At 71.8% G+C, this 20,738-nt stretch carries 18 protein-coding genes; 13 read left to right on the forward strand and 5 right to left on the reverse strand.

What is annotated here, in order from left to right; translation table 11 throughout:
* Nucleotides 1–53 precede the first annotated feature (53 nt).
* The 5 genes from IF67_RS0135935 (at nucleotide 54) to IF67_RS0135955 (ending at nucleotide 6,503) form a co-directional block, all read left to right on the forward strand.
* Nucleotides 54–2,336 carry an RNA degradosome polyphosphate kinase gene (locus IF67_RS0135935; RefSeq protein WP_030992872.1) on the forward strand — a complete coding sequence of 761 codons (2,283 nt, stop codon included), beginning with the start codon at nucleotides 54–56 and terminating at the stop codon, nucleotides 2,334–2,336.
* Nucleotides 2,299–3,642 carry a CHAD domain-containing protein gene (locus IF67_RS0135940; RefSeq protein ID WP_030992874.1) on the forward strand — a complete coding sequence of 448 codons (1,344 nt, stop codon included), beginning with the start codon at nucleotides 2,299–2,301 and terminating at the stop codon, nucleotides 3,640–3,642. The genes IF67_RS0135935 and IF67_RS0135940 overlap by 38 nt, the downstream gene beginning before the upstream one ends.
* Nucleotides 3,643–3,776: 134 nt before the next feature.
* Nucleotides 3,777–4,214, forward strand: a complete 438-nt coding sequence (locus IF67_RS0135945) for an NUDIX hydrolase (protein WP_030992879.1) — start codon at nucleotides 3,777–3,779, stop codon at nucleotides 4,212–4,214.
* Nucleotides 4,215–4,470: 256 nt separating this feature from the next.
* Nucleotides 4,471–5,901 carry a rifampin monooxygenase gene (rox, locus tag IF67_RS0135950; RefSeq protein ID WP_030992880.1) on the forward strand — a complete coding sequence of 477 codons (1,431 nt, stop codon included), beginning with the start codon at nucleotides 4,471–4,473 and terminating at the stop codon, nucleotides 5,899–5,901.
* A gap of 275 nt (nucleotides 5,902–6,176) precedes the next feature.
* Nucleotides 6,177–6,503: a histone-like nucleoid-structuring protein Lsr2 gene (locus IF67_RS0135955; RefSeq protein WP_030080924.1), complete on the forward strand. Its 327-nt coding sequence runs from the start codon at nucleotides 6,177–6,179 to the stop codon at nucleotides 6,501–6,503.
* A 236-nt stretch (nucleotides 6,504–6,739) separates the two neighbouring features.
* Here the strand turns inward: IF67_RS0135955 and IF67_RS0135960 are convergent, their stop codons facing one another.
* Entirely contained in the window at nucleotides 6,740–7,747 is a 1,008-nt protein-coding gene (locus IF67_RS0135960) for an aldo/keto reductase (protein ID WP_030992881.1), read from the reverse strand.
* A gap of 175 nt (nucleotides 7,748–7,922) precedes the next feature.
* On the opposite strand from IF67_RS0135960, the gene IF67_RS0135965 reads away from it, so the two are divergent.
* Entirely contained in the window at nucleotides 7,923–8,810 is an 888-nt protein-coding gene (locus IF67_RS0135965) for a helix-turn-helix transcriptional regulator (RefSeq protein WP_030992882.1), read from the forward strand.
* Between the two features lie 120 nt (nucleotides 8,811–8,930).
* On the opposite strand, the gene IF67_RS0135970 is transcribed toward IF67_RS0135965, so the two are convergent.
* Nucleotides 8,931–9,791, reverse strand: coding sequence for a class I SAM-dependent methyltransferase (locus IF67_RS0135970; protein ID WP_030992883.1), 861 nt, complete (start codon nucleotides 9,789–9,791; stop codon nucleotides 8,931–8,933).
* A 176-nt stretch (nucleotides 9,792–9,967) separates the two neighbouring features.
* On the opposite strand from IF67_RS0135970, the gene mshA reads away from it, so the two are divergent.
* The 3 genes from mshA (at nucleotide 9,968) to IF67_RS0135985 (ending at nucleotide 12,959) form a co-directional block, all read left to right on the forward strand.
* Entirely contained in the window at nucleotides 9,968–11,338 is a 1,371-nt protein-coding gene (gene mshA / locus IF67_RS0135975; protein ID WP_030992884.1) for a D-inositol-3-phosphate glycosyltransferase, read from the forward strand.
* Complete coding sequence (locus tag IF67_RS0135980; protein WP_030992885.1) at nucleotides 11,331–11,882, forward strand: YbjN domain-containing protein; 552 nt, start codon at nucleotides 11,331–11,333, stop codon at nucleotides 11,880–11,882. Before mshA ends, IF67_RS0135980 begins: the two co-directional genes overlap by 8 nt.
* A 168-nt stretch (nucleotides 11,883–12,050) precedes the next feature.
* Complete coding sequence (locus IF67_RS0135985; protein WP_078889843.1) at nucleotides 12,051–12,959, forward strand: class I SAM-dependent methyltransferase; 909 nt, start codon at nucleotides 12,051–12,053, stop codon at nucleotides 12,957–12,959.
* A 91-nt stretch (nucleotides 12,960–13,050) separates the two neighbouring features.
* Here the strand turns inward: IF67_RS0135985 and IF67_RS0135990 are convergent, their stop codons facing one another.
* Nucleotides 13,051–14,466 (reverse strand): MDR family MFS transporter, encoded by a 1,416-nt coding sequence (locus IF67_RS0135990; RefSeq protein WP_078889844.1) that lies wholly within the window; start codon nucleotides 14,464–14,466, stop codon nucleotides 13,051–13,053.
* Between the two features lie 278 nt (nucleotides 14,467–14,744).
* Between IF67_RS0135990 and IF67_RS0135995 the strand changes: the two genes are divergently transcribed.
* Both IF67_RS0135995 and IF67_RS0136000 read left to right on the forward strand, forming a co-directional pair.
* Nucleotides 14,745–15,506 (forward strand): phosphoglyceromutase, encoded by a 762-nt coding sequence (locus IF67_RS0135995; protein ID WP_030992888.1) that lies wholly within the window; start codon nucleotides 14,745–14,747, stop codon nucleotides 15,504–15,506.
* A 180-nt stretch (nucleotides 15,507–15,686) separates the two neighbouring features.
* On the forward strand, nucleotides 15,687–15,935 hold the full coding sequence (locus IF67_RS0136000; RefSeq protein ID WP_030992890.1) for an SCO4226 family nickel-binding protein: 249 nt from the start codon (nucleotides 15,687–15,689) through the stop codon (nucleotides 15,933–15,935).
* Nucleotides 15,936–16,351: 416 nt separating this feature from the next.
* On the opposite strand, the gene phoU is transcribed toward IF67_RS0136000, so the two are convergent.
* Nucleotides 16,352–17,029, reverse strand: a complete 678-nt coding sequence (gene phoU, locus IF67_RS0136005; RefSeq protein WP_030080899.1) for a phosphate signaling complex protein PhoU — start codon at nucleotides 17,027–17,029, stop codon at nucleotides 16,352–16,354.
* A gap of 539 nt (nucleotides 17,030–17,568) precedes the next feature.
* On the opposite strand from phoU, the gene IF67_RS0136015 reads away from it, so the two are divergent.
* Nucleotides 17,569–18,837 carry a sensor histidine kinase gene (locus tag IF67_RS0136015; protein ID WP_030992895.1) on the forward strand — a complete coding sequence of 423 codons (1,269 nt, stop codon included), beginning with the start codon at nucleotides 17,569–17,571 and terminating at the stop codon, nucleotides 18,835–18,837.
* Nucleotides 18,834–19,514, forward strand: a complete 681-nt coding sequence (locus tag IF67_RS0136020) for a response regulator transcription factor (protein WP_006603892.1) — start codon at nucleotides 18,834–18,836, stop codon at nucleotides 19,512–19,514. Before IF67_RS0136015 ends, IF67_RS0136020 begins: the two co-directional genes overlap by 4 nt.
* Before the next feature lie 179 nt (nucleotides 19,515–19,693).
* On the opposite strand, the gene IF67_RS0136025 is transcribed toward IF67_RS0136020, so the two are convergent.
* Nucleotides 19,694–20,335 (reverse strand): hypothetical protein, encoded by a 642-nt coding sequence (locus IF67_RS0136025; protein ID WP_030992898.1) that lies wholly within the window; start codon nucleotides 20,333–20,335, stop codon nucleotides 19,694–19,696.
* Nucleotides 20,336–20,738: the final 403 nt, after the last annotated feature.

Here is a 20,738-nt window from a genome sequence, read left to right on the forward strand (position 1 = left end):
CGCCGCCATTCCCTGACGCGCCTGGAACCCCCAGGACGCGGAAGAATAAGGTCATGAACCAGCAGCCCAGCGCTGAGGCACAGGCCCAGCCCGAGACGCCGACCCCGCAGCCCCCGCGGGCCGCGGCCCCCTCGGCTCAGCCTTCCGTGGGCTCCATCGCCGCGCACCGCCCGCAGGCGGTCCGGGGCACGGTGCCCGGACTGGAGCCCGACCTGGACGCCGATCCCGATGCGTACGAGGACGAGGGCGTGGTGGGCGCCGACGGCGAGGAGCTGCCCGGCGACCGGTTCCTGGACCGCGAGCGCAGCTGGCTGGCCTTCAACGAGCGCGTGCTCGAACTCGCCGAGGACCCGGCCACCCCCCTCCTCGAACGGGCGAACTTCCTTGCGATTTTCGCCAGCAACCTGGACGAGTTCTTCATGGTCCGGGTGGCCGGACTCAAGCGACGGATAGCCACCGGCGTCGCCACCCGCTCCGCGTCCGGACTCCAGCCCCGCGAGGTGCTGGACCTGATCTGGACCCGCTCGCGTGAGCTCATGGCCCGGCATGCCGCCTGCTTCCAGCAGGACATCGCCCCCGAGCTCGCCGACCACGGCATCCATCTGATCCGCTGGCCCGAGCTGACCGAGAAGGAGCAGGCCCGCCTGTTCACCCTCTTCCGCCAGCAGATCTTCCCGGTGCTCACGCCCCTGGCGGTGGACCCCGCGCACCCCTTCCCGTACATCTCCGGCCTCTCGCTGAACCTGGCCGTCGTCGTGCGCAACCCGGTCAGCGGCCATGACCACTTCGCGCGGGTCAAGGTGCCGCCGCTGCTCTCCCGCTTCCTGGAGGCATCCCCGCAGCGCTACGTCCCCATCGAGGACGTCATCGCCGCCCACCTGGAGGAGCTGTTCCCGGGCATGGAGGTGCGCGCGCACCACATGTTCCGGGTCACCCGCAACGAAGACCTGGAGGTCGAGGAGGACGACGCGGAGAACCTCCTCCAGGCCCTGGAGAAGGAGCTGATGCGGCGGCGCTTCGGGCCCCCGGTGCGCCTGGAGGTCGAGGAGTCCATCGACCCGGCCGTGCTCGACCTGCTCGTCCAGGAGCTGAAGGTCTCCGACGCCGAGGTCTATCCGCTGCCCGGCCCGCTGGACCTGACCGGCCTCTTCGGCATAGGAGCGCTGGACCGGCCCGAGCTCAAGTACCCCAAGTTCGTCGCCGGCACCCACCGCGACCTCGCCGAGGTGGAGTCGGCGTCCGCGCCGGACATCTTCGCCGCCCTGCGCAACCGCGACGTCCTCCTCCACCACCCCTACGACTCCTTCTCCACCTCTGTCCAGGCGTTCCTGGAGCAGGCCGCCGCCGACCCGGACGTGCTCGCGATCAAGCAGACGCTTTACCGCACCTCCGGCGACTCGCCGATCGTGGACGCGCTGATAGACGCCGCGGAATCCGGCAAGCAGGTGCTCGTCCTCGTCGAGATCAAGGCCCGTTTCGACGAACAGGCCAACATCAAGTGGGCGCGCAAGCTGGAGGAGGCCGGCTGCCATGTCGTCTACGGCCTGGTCGGCCTCAAGACACACTGCAAGCTCTCCCTCGTCGTCCGCCAGGAAGGCGAGATGCTGCGCCGCTACTCCCATGTGGGGACCGGCAATTACCACCCCAAGACGGCCCGGCTCTACGAGGACCTCGGCCTGCTCACCGCCGACCCGCAGGTCGGCGCCGACCTCTCCGATCTCTTCAACCGGCTCTCCGGCTACTCACGCCGGGAGACCTACCGCCGTCTCCTGGTCGCCCCCAAGTCCCTGCGGGACGGCCTGGTGCAGCGCATCGAGAAGGAGATCGCGACCCAGCGGGCGGGCCGTCCTGCCTACGTCCGCATGAAGGTCAACTCGATGGTCGACGAGGCCGTCATCGACTCGCTCTACCGCGCCTCCCAGGCCGGTGTGCCGGTCGATGTCCTGGTGCGCGGAATCTGTGCGCTGCGCCCGGGAGTCCCCGGCCTGAGCGAGAACATCCGCGTCCGCAGCATCCTCGGCCGCTTCCTGGAACACTCCCGGGTCTTCATCTTCGGCAACGGCGGCGAGCCCGAAGTGTGGCTGGGCAGCGCCGACATGATGCACCGGAACCTGGACCGCCGGATCGAGGCACTGGTGCGGGTCGCCGACCCGGCGCACCGCGCCTCCCTGAACCGGATGCTGGAGACGGGGATGTCCGGCTCCACGTCCTCCTGGCACCTGGGCCCGGACGGCGACTGGACCCGGCATGCGGTGGACGCGGACGGCGCGCCGCTGCGCAACATTCAGGAAATGCTCATTGACGCCCGGAGGCGCCGGCGTGGCCCAGCGACATGACCAGCCGACCGGAGGGCCGGCGGGCCTCATCGGAACCGGATACGACTTCGGCGCAGCGCCCGGAGCCCGTTCCGCGGTGGTGGACGGCCCGTACGGAGGCGACGACGGCATCCACGGGCCGGACGACGCCTCCTGCGGACGGGACGGCTCCGTGCACCGGCCGCTTATGACCCCCGGCTCCCCCGGCGACGACGGCACCGGCCCCGGCGGCGACATCAGCACCGTCCTCGCCGCCCGTACGGCCGAGGAGGTGCTCGCCGGCTATCTGCACCAGCAGTCCGCGGACTTTCTGCGCAGCCTGCGCCTGCACCGGGAGAGCGGTTCAGACGCGGAGGGCGCCGGCGAGGCCGCCTGGCAGCTGCGCCGCGCCGCCCGCCGGATCAGTGCCACCCTGCACACCTTCCGCCCGCTGACCGAGGAGGCCTGGGCCGACCAACTCCGTTCCGAACTGGGCTGGTTGTCCGGCACCCTCGCCCGCGAACAGGCCTGCGCCGCCCGCCGCGAGCGGCTCATGGCGGCACTTCAGCGGCTGACGGGCCGCGGCGAGCGCCCCGACCGGTCCGACCGACAGGGCCGGCCGGACCGCGCCAAACGGGGAGACCGTACAACCACGAGCTCCGCCACCGGACCGGCCGCACGGGCCGCCGGTCCGCCCGCCACCGCGTCATCGGCTCCCGCCGCCGAACCGGATGACGGCGCGCTGTCGGCCGGTGCCGCGCGGGCCGGAGCGCTGCTGGACCGCCAGCTCACCCTCGCCCGCACCCGCGCCCACTCCGCCGCGTTGCAGGCCCTGGGCTCCTCCCGCTTCCACGCCGTCGCCGACTCCGTGGCGGTGCTCGCCTCCGAGGCGCCGCTGACCCGTACGGCCGCCGAGCGCTCGGCCGGTGAGGCGCTGCCGCCACTCGCCGAGCAGGCGCACCGACAGCTCGCCGAGGCGGTCGCCGCACTGCCGCTGTCCCGCGCGGGCTACCCGTACAACGCCGCGGCGCTCTCCGCCGACCAGCGCCAGGACGCGCCCTGGCACCAGGTCCGGATGCTGGTACGGCTGAGCCGTTACGCCCGGGAGGTGCTCGCGCCGGAGTACGCCGACACCCGCCTGGCGGAGGCCGGCCGGGCGCTGGAGTGGCACCGCGACGCCGCGGAGGCCGCCGCAGCCGCCGCCGCGGCGGCCCGCACCCCGCGGATCGCCCCGGCCACGGCGTACGCCCTGGGAGTGCTGCACGCCGACCAGCGGCACGAGGTGGAGGCGGCCCGGTTCGCCTTCGGCCGGGTATGGCTGCCGCGGACCCCGGAGCGCAAGAGCTGAGCACGGACGGAAGACCAGAGCACGGACCGAAGACCGGAAAGGGCCGAGGAGCGAGGAGCGAGGAGCGAGGAGCGAGGAATACGCCGGGGAACCGGAACGGCGAACGGCACGGCGGACCGGGAGGAGGTGATGATGTGACGGTGCCTCAGAAGCCCATTCGCGCGGCGGGATGCGTCCTGTGGCGCCGGTCATCGTCAGGCGACGGCATCGAACTTGCCCTGATCAGACGCCCGAAGTGGGGAGACTGGTCCCACCCGAAGGGCAAGCTGAAGCGCGGGGAGGACCCCCGGCATGCGGCGGTGCGGGAAACGCTCGAAGAGACCGGCATGACCTGCGAACTCGGCCCGGAGCTGGCCACCCTCCGGTACTTGGTCGACGACCGCCCCAAGGAGGTCCGCTACTGGGCGGCCGAAGCCACCGGCGGCGCGTTCGAGCCGAACGACGAGGTCGACCGGATGCTGTGGGCGCCCCCTGCCGCTGCACGCGGTTACCTCACGCAGGAGCGGGACAAGGAGCTGGTCGACGCACTGCTCAGTGCTTTCCACGCCACCGGGGAGGGACTGCGAGGGTGACGTGGATGCGGGGGAGAACCGGTGCGGCGCGATGCGCCAGGACGCCGGGCTCACGGAGGGGCTCGGCAAGGGCTCGACAAGGGGCTCGATAGGGGCCTCACGAAGGAAAGAAGATCACCCACTCCTCGCCACTCTTAACATATAGCGCACCGGGGGGCTTGCGGCAAGACCCCCGTCGTGCCGCAGAATCACCGGCCGAAGCCAGAACCGGCGGAGTCGGCTTCGAAGAATGCGACGTGGTGAGGCGGGGGTTTTGATGATCGACGTGATCGTTGCCGGCGGTGGACCGACCGGGTTGATGCTGGCGTGCGAATTGCGGCTGCACGGTGTGCACGTGGTCGTGCTGGAGAAGGAGACGGAGCCGACCGCATATGTCCGCGCGCTCGGCCTGCACGCGCGCAGCATCGAGGTGATGGACCAGCGCGGTCTGCTGGAGCGGTTCCTCGCGCTCGGCAAGCAGTATCCGGCCGGTGGTTTCTTCGCCGGCATCGCCAAGCCGTCGCCGGAGCGGCTGGACACCGCACATGCGTACGTCCTCGGTATCCCGCAGCCCACCACCGATCGCCTGCTGACCGAGCACGCCCTCGAAGCCGGCGTCGAGATCCGGCGCGGCTGCGAACTGGTCGGGCTGAGCCAGGACGACCAGGGGGTGACCGTCGAGCTGGCCGACTCCACGCAGCTGCGCTCGCGCTACCTCGTCGGCTGCGACGGCGGCCGCAGCGCGGTGCGCAAGCTGCTCGGCGTCGGCTTCCCCGGTGAGCCCAGCAGGGTCGAGACGCTGCTGGGCGAGATGGAGGTGGCCGTGCCGCCGGAGACGCTGGCCGCCGTGATGGCCGAGGTCCGCAAGACCCAACTTCGGTTCGGCGCCGGGCCCATGGGGGACGACGGGGTGTACCGCGTCGTCGTGCCCGCCGAGGGGGTGGCCGAGGACCGCACGGTCCCGCCGACCCTCGAGGAGTTCAAGCAACAGCTGCGGGCATACGCCGGCACCGACTTCGGCGTGCACTCGCCGCGCTGGCTCTCCCGCTTCGGCGACGCCACCCGGCAGGCCGAGCGCTACCGGATCGACCGGGTGCTGCTGGCCGGCGACGCGGCGCACATCCACCCGCCGACCGGCGGGCAGGGGCTCAACCTCGGGATCCAGGACGCGTTCAACCTCGGCTGGAAGCTGGCCGCCACGGTCAACGGCTGGGCACCGGAGGGGCTGCTGGACAGCTACCACGCCGAACGGCACCCGGTGGCCGCCGATGTGCTGGACAACACCCGTGCGCAGATGGTGCTGATGTCCACGGACGCGGGTGCCCGGTCGGTGCGCCGGCTGGTGGCGGAGCTGATGGACTTCGAGGACGTGAACCGGCATCTGACGGAGAAGATCATCGCGATCGGGGTCCGTTACGACTTCGGCGCGGGCCACGAACTTCTCGGCCGCCGGATGCGGGACGTGGGGCTGAAGCGCGGGCGCCTCTACGGGCTGATGCACGGCGGCCGCGGACTGCTGCTCGACCAGACCGGCCGGCTCTCGGTGGCGGGCTGGGCGGACCGGGTCGACCACGTCGTCGACGTCAGCGAGGAACTGGACGCTCCCGCGGTGCTGCTGCGGCCGGACGGCCATGTGGCGTGGGTCGGTGAAGATCAGCAGAGTCTGCTCGACCAGCTGCCCAAGTGGTTCGGCGCTGCCGCCGGCTGAGCGCGCGGTGGTGCGCGAGGCCTCTGCGTCAGCGGTTCCGTCGCTCGCCACATCGGTCACGATTCGACGCTGACGGGCGATCGGGAATCGTGACCATGTCTCCTCACATGGGCCATGTCCCCCGTACGTCCTGCCCCGTTTCTGCGCCGGTCCCTTGAAGTGCCACCTGCCGCAACGAAGCCCGGACCGGAGGATTTTTCCCGTCAACCAGTTCGTCGCACCAGCAGGCCGGGGAAAGGGCCGGCCTGCTAATTTCAGGGGTTTACACTGCCTGCATGGCACAGAAGGTAATCACCATCTACACGGACGACCTCACGGGCGAAGAGTCCACCGAGGCCGCTACGCACACTCTTTCTCTTGACGGTGTGACTTACGAGATCGATTTGAGTCCGGACAGTTACGACCAGCTGCTGGAAGCAGTGGGGCCGTTCTTGAAGGCCGGCCGCAAGACCGGGAAGGGCCGTAAGCCGCGCAAGGCGGCAGCCGCCGGTAATGAGGACACTGCCGCGATCCGGGCCTGGGCCAAGTCGAGCGGGTACAACGTCAGCGACCGTGGCCGGGTGCCCGCCGAGATTCGTGAGGCTTACCAAAAGGCCAAGTGAATTTTTTGCATAAACCGGAAGCCCCTCACCACATGTGAGGGGCTTCTTTGTGTCCGGTTCCGGCGGGGTGGGCTGTCCGCAGAGGCAGTGGCGGCCCGGCGTTCCGGGCAAGGGAAAAGGACAAACAAGAAGGCATTCATTTCCGTGGATTAGCCGCCCCCCGGCCGCGGCGCATTGCGGGGAGGGGAGATGCGGCCGGGGCCGCCCCGTGCCCATGGGCGGCCCCCGCTCCTGGTTCAGCGGCGCCGCAGGGAGGCGTCCGCGAGGGCCGGCGGCAGGTAGTAGCTGTCGGCCGGGTTGAGGTCGGTGCCCGGCGGGACGATCGCGTCGATCCGGTCCAGGACGTCCGCGCCGAGCGTCACCTCGGAGCCCTCCAGCATGTTGTCGAGCTGGTCGAGGGTGCGCGGGCCGATGATCACGGAGGTCACCGCCGGGTGGGACCGTACGAAGGCGGTCGCCAGATGCGGCAGCGTCAGGCCCGCTTCCGCCGCGAGCTTCGAGAGCGCGGCGACCGCCTCCGCCTTACGGGCGTTCTCCGGCACCGACAGATCGAACTTCTGGCTCTCCAGCCCCGCGCGCGAACTGGCCGAGAGATCGCGGCCGGAGAGCCAGCCGGCGCTGAGCGGGCCCCAGGTCAGCACGCCCATGCCGTAGCGCTGCGCGGTCGGCAGCACCCCCCGCTCCGCCCCGCGCGCCAGCATCGAGTACGGCGGCTGCTCGGTACGGAAGCGGAGGTGGCCGCGGCGCTCGGCGGTCCACTGCGCCTCGACGAGCTGCTCGGCCGGGAAGGTGGAGGTGCCGATCGCCCGCACCTTGCCGGACCGTACGAGGTCGGAGAGCGCGGAGAGCGTCTCGTCGAGGTCGGTTGCCGGGTCGGGGCGGTGCACCTGGTAGAGGTCGAGATAGTCGGTGCCCAGCCGGCGCAGGCTGTCCTCCACCGCGCGGATGATCCAACGCCGGGAGTTGCCGCCGTGGTTGGCGTCCGGTCCCATCGAGTTGAAGAACTTGGTGGCCAGGACGATGTCCTCGCGGCGCCCCTTGAGCGCCTTGCCGACGATCTCCTCGGACTCGCCCGCGGCGTACACGTCCGCGGTGTCCACGAAGTTGATGCCGGCGTCCAGCGCACGGTGCACGATCCGTACGCAGTCGTCGTGATCGGTGTTGCCCCAGGCGCCGAGCATCATCGCGCCGAGCGCGTACTCGCTGACCGAGATGCCGGTACCGCCGAGGATCCTGCGCTGCATGAGCTGCTCCTTATGCGAGTTCTCAGGGGCCGTCCCCGGGGCGTGCCGGAGCGGCCTCCGGGGCGCCTGAGTCGTATGTGCACCACCTTGCTGTCCGTACGAGGAGCGGACCAGGCCCGTCACAGCCTGGGTCCGGCGGAACCACCCGACCGGCCGTGCGTCGCATACTGGACCGATGCTGCACGCCGAAATCGAGATCAGTTCGTTCCTCAAGGCGCGCCGGGCGGCGCTCGACCCGGCGGACCTCGGCCTGCCCGGCGGGGTCGGCCGCCGCCGGGTGCGCGGGCTGCGGCGCGAGGAGGTCGCCCAGCTCGCCGGCATCAGCGTCGACTACTACACCCGGATCGAGCAGGGCCGTGCGCCCGCCATCTCCGACTCCGTCCTGGACGCGATCGCGCGGGCGCTGCGGCTGTCCGGCGGCGAAGTGACGTATCTGCGCAACATCGCCGTCCCCCGGCGCCGTACGGCGGACTGCGTTGCCGCCCCGGGCTCGGACCGCGGCCCGTGCGCCGGGCCCCGGCAGACCGTGCGCCCCGAGATCCAGCAGCTCCTGGACGCGATGGAGACCACCGTCCCGGCCATGGTCCTCGGCCGCGGCCTGGACATCCTGGCCTGGAACACGCTCGGCGGCCGGGTCGCCTTCGACCTGCCGGCGCTCGCCCCGGACCGGCGGAACACCGCGCTGCTGGTCTTCCTCGACCCGGCGGCGCGCGACCTGCACCCGGACTGGGAGGCGAAGGCCGTGGAGGTGGTCGGCAATCTGCGCGCCGAGAGCGGGCGGCACCCCGAGGACCCGCGGATCTGCGAGGTGGTCAATGAACTCCTCCTGCACAGCCGGGACTTCCGGCGGATCTGGGAGACACAGTCGGTGCACGAGTGCCTGCGCGGTGCCAAGCGCATTGTGCATCCGCACGTCGGCGAGCTCTTCGTCACCTTCGAGAGCTTCCGGCTGAGCACCGATCCGGACCAGGCGCTGGTGACGTACACGGCCGAGCGCGGGTCGCAGACGGAGCGGCGGCTGCGGGAGCTGGGGACACTCGGGCACCCGGTCCTGACCGCGTAGAAGCCGGTCCTGACCGCAGAGAAAAGGGATGCGCCCGCCCGTGTGGAGACGCGCCCGCCCCTGCGGAGACGCGGCCGTCCCTAGGGGAATACGCCCGCCCCTGTCGAGAGACGCCCGCCCCTACGGATGGGCGCGTGCCACCGCACTGCCCCGAGGAGCCAGCGCCTCCCACCGCACCGTGACCTCCCCCTGGCGCCGGCGCCGCGGGTCACCGGTCAGCGGCCAGTCCGTGGCCAGGGCCTGTACGGCGGCGCGCCACCGCTGGCGGGCGCCGAGGGCGCCGAGCGGGGCGGCGGTGGCCCAGGCGCGGTCGAAGTCCCGCAGGAAGGCATGGACCGGCTCGCCCGGCACATTGCGGTGGATCAGCGCTTTCGGGAGGCGTTCCGCCAGGTCGGAGGGTGTCTGGAGGGAGCCGAGCCGGGCGGCGAAGGTGACCGTGCGGGGCCCCTCGGGGCCCAGCGCCACCCACACGTGCCGCCGCCCGATCTCGTCGCAGGTGCCCTCTATCAGCAGCCCGCCGGGCGCCAGCCGTGCGCACAGCCGCCGCCACACGGCGGCCACCTCGTCCTCGTCGTACTGCCGCAGCACATTCGCGGCCCGGATGAGGACCGGTGCCCGCTTGCGCTGCCCCGGCAGCGGCACCTCGAAGCCGCCGTGGAGGAAGTCCAGCCCCGGCCGCTCGTACGGCCGGGCGGCCTCGACCCGCGCCGGATCTATCTCTATGCCGACGACGCGGGCGTCCGGGCGGACCGTACGCAGCCGGCCCAGCAGCTCCACCGCGGTCCAGGGCGCGGCGCCGTAGCCGAGGTCGACCGCCACGGGGTCGGCGGCGCGGCGCAGCTCGGCGCCGTGTTCGGCCGCTATCCAGCGGTCCATGCGGCGCAGCCGGTTGGGGTTGGTGGTCCCGCGGGTGGCGGTTCCGACGGGCCGGGACGGCGGGGGTATGAGGGCGGCGGCGGAGACCGTGGGGCGGCGGACCATGCCCTCGAGGGTATGGGGTGGACGCGGGAAATCCGCCCGCCGCGGTACCCGGGCCACACTTGGTCACGCTTTGGCAAAGTACGGCCGGAGCGCGCCGGACGGAAATGGATGGCCGGGGTGTGTTGTTGCAGGGGGTCGGAGGCGTGCCGCCCGCCTCGCCTAGGAGGTAGCTCGACGTGAGCCCATACGTGTCCCGGCTCCGCAGTCGGCCCCCCGGCCAGTTCGCGGGCCAGGGCCGCCTGCGCCTGCCCGGCAGCCCGCGCCGTCCCCGCCGGGTGGCCATGCTCAGCGTCCACACCTCCCCGCTGCACCAGCCCGGGACGGGCGACGCCGGCGGCATGAACGTCTACATCGTCGAGCTGGCCAAGAAGCTCGCCTCGATCAACATCGAGGTGGAGATCTTCACCCGCGCCACCACCGGCACCCTCCCGCCGGCCGTCGAGCTCGCCCCGGGCGTCCTCGTACGGCATGTGGACGCCGGCCCGTACGAGGGCCTGGCCAAGGAGGAGCTGCCCGCCCAGCTGTGCGCCTTCACCCACGGCGTGATGCAGGCCTGGGCCGGCCACCGCCCCGGTTACTACGACCTGGTGCACTCCCACTACTGGCTCTCCGGCCATGTCGGCTGGTTGGCCGCCGAGCGCTGGGGCGTCCCGCTGGTGCACGCGATGCACACCATGGCCAAGGTCAAGAACGCCGCGCTGGCCGTCGGCGACGCCCCCGAACCGGCCGCCCGGGTGATCGGCGAGACACAGATCGTCCGCGCCGCGGACCGTCTGATAGCCAACACCGCCGAGGAAGCGGGCGAACTCGCCCGGCATTACGAGGCCGAGCCCGGCAAGGTCGCCGTGGTGCACCCCGGCGTCAACCTCGACCGCTTCCGGCCCACCGGCGGCGAGGTCGCCGAGAGCCGGGCCGCCGCCCGCGCCCGCCTCGGCCTGCCGCAGGACGCGATCATTCCGCTCTTCGCCGGCCGCATACAGCCGCTGAAGGCTCCCGACATCCTGCTGCGCGCCGCCGCCGCCCTGGTGACCGAGGACCCCTCGCTGCGCTCGCGGCTGGTCGTGCCCGTGGTCGGCGGGCCCAGCGGCAGCGGCCTGGCCAAGCCCGAGGGGCTCCAGAAGCTGGCCGCCCGGCTCGGCATCGCCGACCTGGTGCAGTTCCGCCCGCCGGTCGGCCAGGAACAGCTCGCCGACTGGTACCGCGCCGCATCCGTGCTGGTCATGCCCTCGTACAGCGAATCCTTCGGACTGGTCGCCATCGAGGCCCAGGCCTGTGGCACCCCGGTCGTCGCGGCCGCGGTCGGCGGTCTGCCGGTGGCCGTACGCGACGGCGTCAGCGGATTCCTCGTCGCCGGCCACGACCCGGCCGACTACGCCCGCGCACTCGGCCGTTTCGTCGCGGACCCGGCCCTGCCCACCCGTATGGGCACCGACGCCGCGCGCCACGCCCAGTCCTTCGGCTGGGACACCGCCGCCGCGGCAACGGGCGACGTCTACACCGCCGCCGTGCAGGAACACCGCCGTCACCTACGATCCCTCCATGGGTGACGAGCGAGAGACGAGCGGTGTGGTGGGCAGCACCACGGCCGGGACGATTCCGACGGCGCGGACCGTGATCGAGCGGACCCTGGCCGACGCCGAGCTCGAATGGGAGTCGCCCTCCGACGGCACCTACGTCATCAAGCTCCCCGGCACCCGCAAGCTCTCCACGACCTGTTCGCTCATCGTCGGCAGGCACTCCCTCTCCATCAACGCCTTCGTCGTCCGCCACCCCGACGAGAACCACGAGGCCGTGCACCGCTGGCTCCTCGAACGCAACACCCGTCTCTACGGCGTCAGTTACGCGATCGACAAGCTCGGTGACATCTACCTCGTGGGCAAGCTCCCGCTGGCCGCCGTCACCCCCGACGAACTCGACCGCATCCTCGGCACGGTGCTGGAGAACGCCGACGGCAGCTTCAACACCCTGCTGGAAATGGGCTTCGCCACCGCCATCCGCAAGGAGTACGCCTGGCGGGTCTCCCGCGGCGAATCCACCCGCAACCTGGACGCGTTCACGCATCTGACGCGGAACGGCGGTGCGGAGGCGTAAGCCCCGCGTACGGGACGTTATTGCCGAAGCGGCAACAAGGTTTGCTCCCTTCCTCCTCCTGAGCGCATGGTCGGCGCCAGGAGGTGCTCACCCATGGAAGACGCACTGGTCACCCGGACCGGCGGGACGAGACGTACTGATGGCGATCGAACGGCTGGAGCAGATGCGATGACCACGACACAAGCCCGGCACGACGACCACTCCCACGATCACGGCCACCCCCACCACCACGGCCACGACGACGACTTCGACTGGGCCGCGATGGCCGACCTGCTGGAACTGGAGGGCGAGACCCACAGCCCCTACGTCCGCCAGGCCCTGGCGGAGCTCGGCGATCTGAGCCCGCGCCGCATCCTGGACATCGGCAGCGGCCCGGGCGTCGCGGCCTGCCGGATGGCGTCGGTCTTTCCCGAGGCCGAGGTCACCGCGGTGGACGGCACACCGGAGCTGCTGGCCCGCGCCGCGGAACGGGCCGAGCGGCTCGGCGTCCGGCTGCGGACCCAGGCGGCCGAGTTCCCGGCCGGGCTCGCCGGCCTGGGCCCGGCGGACCTGGTGTGGACCGCGCAGGTCGTGCACCACGTGGGCGACCAGCAGGGCGCGCTGGACCAGCTGGCCGGGCTGCTCGCCCCCGGCGGTGTGCTGGCCGTCGTCGAGGGCGGTCTGCCGCCCCGCTGGCTGCCGCGCGACCTGGGATTCGGCCGCCCCGGCCTACAGGAGCGGCTCGACGTGGCGATGGCCGACCGCTTCAGCCGGATGCGGGCCGAGCTGCCCGGAGCGGTGCCGGTGGTGGAGAGCTGGTCCGGCATGCTGCGGGCCGCGGGGCTCACCGCCGTACGGAGCAAGACCTTCCTCGTGGACCACCCCGCGCCGCAGGCCGACGGCCCGGAGCAGCCCGTACGGCTCTCGGCCCGGCGGTCCCTGGAGCGCTGCCGCGACACGCTCGCCGGCCTCCTGGACGACGTGGACCTGACGACCCTGGACCGGCTCCTCGACCCGGCCGACCCGGCGGGCGTCGACCGGCGCCCCGACGTCTTCCTCCTGACCGCGAAGACCGTGCACTTCGGCACCGCGGCCTGAGCGTTTCGCACAGGCCTGAACGCCACGATGACGGGCGGGTGCCCGGCCGGACCGCCCCGGCCGGGCACCCGCCCGCTCGGACCGCCGGCCCCTACTCCGCCTTCGAAGGCCGCGCCGACGCCTGGGCGGAAACCGTAGCCGTAGCCGTAGCCGTAGCCGCGGCCGCGACCCTGGCTGCCGGACCCGACGTGGCGTCCTCCGGCACCGGTGCCATGGCCGAAGCCGGCGTCGTGTCCGTGGGGGAGCCGGCCACCGCTCCGGCGCCCGCCTGCCCCGGCAGGCTCCGCAGCAGCAGGCCGTAGCCCAGAGCGGCCACCGTGCCGATCACCGCGCAGCCGGTCCACAGCGCATCGGCGCCGTAGTGGTCGATCACCGTGCCGCCGAGCAACGGGGCGGCCAGGGAGGCGATCGACCAGGACAGGGAGTACATGCCCTGGTAGCGGCCGCGGCCGTGCAGCGGGGACAGCCGCACCACCAGGCCCATCTGGGTGGGGGAGTTGATGATCTCGCCGAGGGTCCAGACGGCGACGGCGACCGCGTACATGGCGACCGAGCCCGCCAGCGCGGTGAGCCCGAAGCCGTAACCGGTGAGCAGGGCCGAGCAGATGAGGAGCATCGCCGGGCTGCGGTGTTCGATGAAGCGCGTCACGGGGATCTGGAGCAGCACGACGAGGACGCCGTTGACCGCGATGACCAGGCCGAAGTCGGCGCTGGAGAAGCCGTCCTGACCCATCGACACGGGCATCGACACGTACGCCTGCTGGAAGAGCAGAGCGAGCAGCAGGTTGAGGCCGACCACGGTCATGAAACGGCCGTCGCGCAGGACGGTCAGCATGGAGACGGGGGCGGGGGCCGCGCCGGCGTCCTGCCCGGCCGGGGCGCTCGCGGTGGGGCGCGATTCGGGGAGCTTCCAGAAGACGATCAGCGCGCAGCCCAGGACGAGCGTGGCCTCGCCCAGGAAGAGGACCAAGTAGCCGTGCTGGGCGATGAGTCCGGCGGCGGTGGACGAGACGGCGAAGCCGAGGTTGATCGCCCAGTAGTTGAGGGAGAAGGCGCGGACCCGGTCCTCGGGGGCGACGATGTCCGCCATCATCGCCTGCACGGCGGGGCGGGAGGCGTTGGTCGCCATGCCGACCACGCCCGCCACCGCCGCGATGGCGACCGGGCTCTCCATGAAGCCGAGCAGCGCCACGGACGCTGCCGTCGACAGCTGGGCGATCAGCATGGTGGGCCGGCGGCCGAGCCGGTCGGTCAGCACCCCGGCGCCCACGGACGAGATCACTCCGCCGAGCCCGTAGAGCGCACCGACCAGGCCCGCGTACGAGGCCGAGTGGCCGCGCTCGACGGTCAGATAGAGGGCGAGGAAGGTGGCGACGAACGCCCCCAGCCGGTTGATCAAGGTGCTGGTCCACAGCCACCAGAACTGCCGGGGGAGACCGGAGACGCTCTCCCTGGCGGCGCGCCGGAGACGGGCCGGCCCGGAGGGACTCGTTGTGGATGCGGACATGACATTTCCCCCGTGGAGTGACGATGTGGTGCGGTGCGGTGCGTGGCAGAGATGCGGAGAGCGAAGCGGGCGGTACGGCGGACGGCCGGGAGCGGCTCCGCGTGAGCGGTGGCCGCGGAGTACGGGCGTGTTGGTAAGTGGCTCAAGCGACGAGCGCAACCTACATACGGGGCGCTCCCCGCCGCCACTCAATTGACGCGAAGCATCAATCGGCATCGGGAAGCCCAGGTCCTGGACCCGCGCAAGGCGCTGCGCGGACTTGGATTACGCTCGACGCCATGGCCGACGCACCGTACAAGCTGATCCTCCTCCGCCACGGCGAGAGCGAGTGGAACGCGAAGAACCTGTTCACCGGCTGGGTGGACGTCAATCTCAACGAGAAGGGCGAGAAGGAGGCAGTCCGCGGCGGAGAGCTGCTCAAGGACGCCGGCCTGCTCCCCGACGTAGTGCACACCTCCCTCCAGAAGCGCGCCATCCGCACCGCGCAGCTGGCCCTGGAGTCCGCCGACCGGCACTGGATCCCGGTCCACCGCAGCTGGCGGCTGAACGAGCGCCACTACGGTGCGCTCCAGGGCAAGGACAAGGCACAGACGCTGGCCGAGTTCGGCGAGGAGCAGTTCATGCTCTGGCGCCGCTCGTACGACACCCCGCCGCCCCCGCTCGACGACGACTCCGAGTTCTCCCAGGCCCACGACCCGCGCTACGCGTCGATCCCGCCGGAGCTGCGCCCGAGGACCGAGTGCCTCAAGGACGTCGTCCACCGCATGCTGCCGTACTGGTACGACGGCATCGTCCCGGACCTCCTCGCCGGTAAGACGGTCCTGGTCGCCGCCCACGGCAACAGCCTGCGCGCCCTGGTCAAGCACCTCGACGGCGTCTCCGACGAGGACATCGCCGGCCTGAACATCCCCACCGGCATCCCGCTCGCCTACGAGCTGGACGCCGACTTCCGCCCCGTCAAGCGCGGCGGCACCTATCTCGACCCGGAGGCCGCCAAGGCCGCCATCGAGGCAGTGAAGAACCAGGGGAAGAAGAAGTAACACCCCGCACCGCACGGCCCCCGTCCGCGGCTTTCGCTGCCGGCGGGGGCCTTTGCGTGGTGTGCGCCGTGGTGACGACCGCGTCGGCAGAGGCGGACCGCGTCTGTGGATGCGGCCTGCGCCTGGGGATGCAGCATGGAAGAGGGGCCGCATTCGTCTGCAACCGGAAGGATGAGCGCGATGCCCAAGTTCATGGACATCCATCACGGCATGAAGGGCGTGACGCCCGACCAGCTCAACGCGGCGCACCAGGCCGACCTCGCGATCCAGAGCGAGGAAGGCGTGACCTTCGAACACGCCTGGGCCGACACCGACTCCGGCGATGTGTTCTGTCTGTCGGAAGCGCCCTCGGCGGGCGCCGTCCAGCGCATCCACGAGCGCACCGGCCATAAGGCGGACGAGATCCATCCGCTGTCGATCAGCCTGTGACCCGGCTCCGCAACAGGCCCGGCCCGTAAGCAGGGGGCCGGGCAATCCGGAACACGGCAGCGGCCCCGACCGGACGATCGACCGGTCGGGGCCGCGGTGGCGCTGTGCCGTAGGGGCGCCGTGCCGTGACGGTCGCTAGCAGCCGCCGCCGCACTGGCACGATCCGCCCGACTGGCAGCCGCAGCTACAGCCGGGGCCGCAGGCGCAACCGGCGCGCAGGGAGTGCGGTGGCTGCGGAGCGACGTGGGGCGCGGAAACGGGGGAGTCCGCCATGGGTGCCATGCATTGCCTCCTAGGGGTCACCTGGTGCCCATTGCAAGCCCGGGGGACGAGGCGCGTCAACGGCGCGTGGAGGCACACGTCAACGGCGCGCGGCGCTTCACGGGGCGGACTCGCGCCCTTCTCCCGCGCCTCGGCTATGCGCCTTCCACGGCCGTCGGCGGGGCCAGCTCGTCGGCGTGCTCGCCGGTCACGAGGTAAACGACCCGCTTCGCGACGGAGACCGCGTGGTCCGCGAAGCGCTCGTAGTAGCGGCCCAGCAGGGTCACGTCCACGGCCGTCTCGATGCCGTGCTTCCAGCGGTCGTCCATCAGGTGCTGGAAGAGCGTGCGGTGCATCGTGTCCATCGCGTCGTCGTCCTGCTCCAGCTGGAGCGCGAGATCGACGTCCTTGGTGATGATGACCTCGGCGGCCTTGGCCATCAGGCGCTGCGCCAGCTGCCCCATCTCCAGGATGGTGGCGTGCAGATCGCGCGGCACGGCCGTCTCCGGGAAGCGCAGCCGGGCCAGCTTGGCCACGTGCTGGGCCAGGTCGCCGGAGCGCTCCAGGTCGGCGCTCATCCGCAGCGAGGTGACGACGATCCGCAGATCGGTGGCGACCGGCTGCTGCCGCGCCAGCAGGGCGATCGCGCGGGCCTCCAGATCGCGCTGGAGATCGTCGACCTTCTCGTCGGCGGCGATGACGTTCTCGGCCAGCTTGAGGTCCGCGTCGAGGATCGCCGTGGTGGCGCGCCCGATCGCGGAGCCGACGAGCCGGGCCATCTCGACCAGGCCCTCGCCGATCGAATCCAGCTCCTCGTGGTACGCGTCCCGCATCTTGACCTTCTCTCGCTTCGATGTGGTGGTGGGGCGTGGGGTGGGAGGTGGAACGGGGTGCAGGGTGACCTGTGCCCACGCTCTCACGGCCGGTGCCCGCGCGGCCCGTGCCCCGGAAGGGCGGTGCTCCTCGGAGCCGGTACTCCGTGGTGCCGGTGCTCCGGAGGTCGTCGCCCCGCGGTCGCTCAGGGTGTCCGGCCGCGCATCGGTGCGGAACCGGTCCGCCACCCGCACCGTCACCCTGCGGGTACCGCGCGACCTGCGGTGCCACCGCGGGTGAACCGGCACCGACGTGAAGGTGAACTCTGGGCGACGCATCCACGGCCCCGGGGGCTGCCCCGCGGTTCACCTGGCCGAGCGCCACAGCGGCAGGGCGCGAGCGCCGGTTTCCCCAGGGACACCCGCCGGGCGGCCGCACGCCCCGCACCGGCCTCCGGAGTGAACCGGCGTGGACGGCACGGTGAACTCTGGGCGACGGCTGTTCGAGCAGAGCCCCGCATGGCTGGGGAAGTGTCCGATCCGGCGCATAACCTGGAGTCATGAACGTGGACGCGGCCGTCGCCGCAGTGGCTGCGATCGCCGGGCTCTGCACCGGTGTCTTCGCCATGCTGGCGTTCCGCTGGAGCGAGCGTGACCAGGCCAAACCCACCCGCACCTCGCTGCACACGGAAGCCGTGCTGCCCCCCGGGGTCGACACCGTGCTGTCGGTGCTCCGCTCCTCCGCCGTGGTCCTCGACGAGGCCGACTCCGTCGTCAAGGCCAGCTCCGCTGCCTACGCCCTCGGGCTGGTCCGCGGCGGCAAGCTCGCCGTCGAGCCGATGATGCAGATGGCCCGCGACACCCGCAGGGACGGCGAGATACGCCAGGTCGAGCTGGATCTGCCACGCCGCGGCACCGGCCGCGGCGAGGCCCTCGCGGTCTCCGCCCGGGTCGCCCCGCTCGGCTCCCGGCTCGTCCTGCTGCTGGTCGAGGACCTCACGGAGGCCCGTCGCATAGAGGCGGTCCGCCGTGACTTCGTGGCCAACGTCAGCCATGAGCTCAAGACGCCCGTCGGCGCCCTGTCGCTGCTCTCCGAGGCCGTGATGGACGCCAGCGACGACCCCGAGGCGGTCGAGCGCTTCGCCGGCCGGATGCAGAACGAGGCCACCCGCCTGACCAACCTCGTCCAGGAGCTCATCGACCTCTCCCGGGTGCAGAACGACAACCCGCTGGAGGACGCCGAGCCGGTCCGGGTCGACGAGCTGGTCGCCGAGGCGATGGACCGCTGCCGCCAGCAGGCCGGCACGAAACAGATCACCATGGCCGTCGGCGGTGCTGATGACCTGCACGTATGGGGAAACCGCGGCCAGCTCGCCGCGGCCCTGGGCAACCTCGTCGAGAACGCCGTCAACTACTCCCCGGCACGCACCCGCGTCGGGATCGCCGGGCGCCGTGTCTCCGTGCCCGGCGGCGACCTGATCGAGATCGCGGTGACCGACCAGGGCATCGGGATATCCGAAAAGGACCGGGACCGCGTCTTCGAGCGGTTCTACCGTGTGGACCCGGCGCGCTCGCGCGCCACCGGCGGGACCGGTCTCGGCCTCGCCATCGTCAAGCACGTGGCCGCCTCGCACGGCGGGGAGGTCACGGTGTGGAGCGCTGAGGGACAGGGCTCCACCTTCACCCTGCGTCTCCCGGAAGCCGGAGCCGTACGCGACCGCGAACGGCCCGCCGACCCGTCCGCGGAGGGCCTCGACGACGAGGACCGCCCGTACGAGACCTTCAACGATCCGCTCCCAGCTCACCCAGCCCCGGAGGTCCTTCCGTGACCCGAGTGCTTGTCGTCGAGGACGAGGAATCGTTCAGCGACGCACTGTCGTACATGCTCCGCAAGGAGGGTTTCGAGGTCGCCATCGCGGCTACGGGCCCCGACGGACTGGACGAGTTCGAGCGCAACGGCGCCGACCTCGTCCTGCTGGACCTGATGCTGCCGGGCCTGCCCGGCACGGAGGTCTGCCGCCAGCTGCGTGGCCGCTCCAATGTCCCGGTCATCATGGTGACCGCCAAGGACAGCGAGATCGACAAGGTCGTCGGCCTGGAAATAGGGGCCGATGACTACGTCACCAAGCCCTTCTCCTCCCGTGAACTGGTCGCCCGCATCCGCGCGGTGCTCCGCCGCCGCGGCGAGCCGGAGGAGGTCACCCCGCAGGCCCTGGAGGCCGGCCCGGTCCGGATGGACGTGGACCGCCATGTCGTCACGGTCTCCGGCGGCAAGGTCGACCTCCCCCTCAAGGAGTTCGACCTCCTGGAGATGCTGCTGCGCAACGCCGGCCGTGTGCTGACCCGTATGCAGCTCATCGACCGGGTCTGGGGCGCCGACTACGTGGGCGACACCAAGACCCTCGACGTGCACGTCAAGCGGCTGCGCGCCAAGATCGAGCCCGACCCGGGCGCGCCGCGCTACCTCGTCACGGTCCGCGGCCTGGGCTACAAGTTCGAGCCGTAAAGAGCGCCAGGCACCGCACCTCGGCGGTGGGCTCCCCGGTACCCGGCAGGGAGCCCGCCGCATTCGGCGGTGCCCCCGCCCCGCGCGCCGCGGGAACACGCCTCAGGGGCGCCCGTCCGGATCGGACGGGCGCCCCTGAGACGTGTCTGTGTGACGGCCGGCTGCCGCCGTCGTGCCGGTCAGTGACCGCTGTGCGCCGACCCGGGCTTGGCCGAGCCGGAGGGGCTGGCCGAATCGGACGGCTTGCCCGACGCGGAGGGCTTGCCGGAGCCGGACGGGGACGCCGAGCCGGACGGCTGGGGCAGCTGCGACGGCCCGTAGCCCTCGAAGTAGCTCTTCGCCGGGACCACGGCGGCGTCCATCTTCACCTTGCCGGTGGAGCTGAAGGCGAACGTCAGCGGCTGCATGTTCCCGTCCTTGACGGCCTCGCGGCCGCTGGCCAGGACGGCCGAGGCGTTGCCCTTGCCGCCGATCACGACGGAGCCGCCGGCCGGCACGGAGATCGGGCCCGAGCCACCGCCGGCGGGCGAGAGCTTGGCCGACTGGCCGGTCCCGTCCACGGAGATCGTGGTCAGCTTCTGGGCCTTGCCGCCGTTGTTGAACACCGTCGCGGCCACCACGGCCGGGCCCTTGGCGTTCAGGTCGGGCTGGGTGATGACGGAGACGTTCTGGATCTTGATGTCGCCGACGGAGGTCGCGGCGTTGTCCGGCTTGACCTGCAACGTCTGGGCATCGTTCCCCGCCCCGCACGCGGACAGCGTGGCGATCGAGAGCGAAAGGACGGTGGCGGCGAGGACGCCGCGTCGAAGGCTGCGGCTCACGGCGGCGGCATCTCCTTGACGAGCTACGGCGGCCGAACGTTCGTGCCCGGTCGCGGATGGGCGGCTGGGGCGGCACTGCGTACGCGTCATGACGACGGGTGCGTGGAGCCGCCCTATGGGTGTGTCAGCGCCGCTAGGTTACCGAGCCGTCCTCTCGCCGCCGCACCCGACCCGCCCCCAGCGCGATCAGGTGCCCGCGACCGCTGTCCGCGCACAAGTCCCCAGGCCCCGGAAGCGGGTTCCCGGAAGCAAAGCCGACCGCAGTTCACGGTCCGCCGGGAACGGGCCGGGAGAACGGGCCGGGGACAACCCGGAGAACGCCGGTCGCGGCACACCACGCGACACATCCGGGACACAGGTTCCTCGCGACCGTCCTCTTCCTCGGGACCGTTCACCGAGAACG

Origin of the sequence: Streptomyces sp. NRRL S-1813, assembly GCF_000719605.1 — a bacterium.
In the GTDB taxonomy this organism is placed as follows: Bacteria; Actinomycetota; Actinomycetes; order Streptomycetales; family Streptomycetaceae; genus Streptomyces; species Streptomyces decoyicus.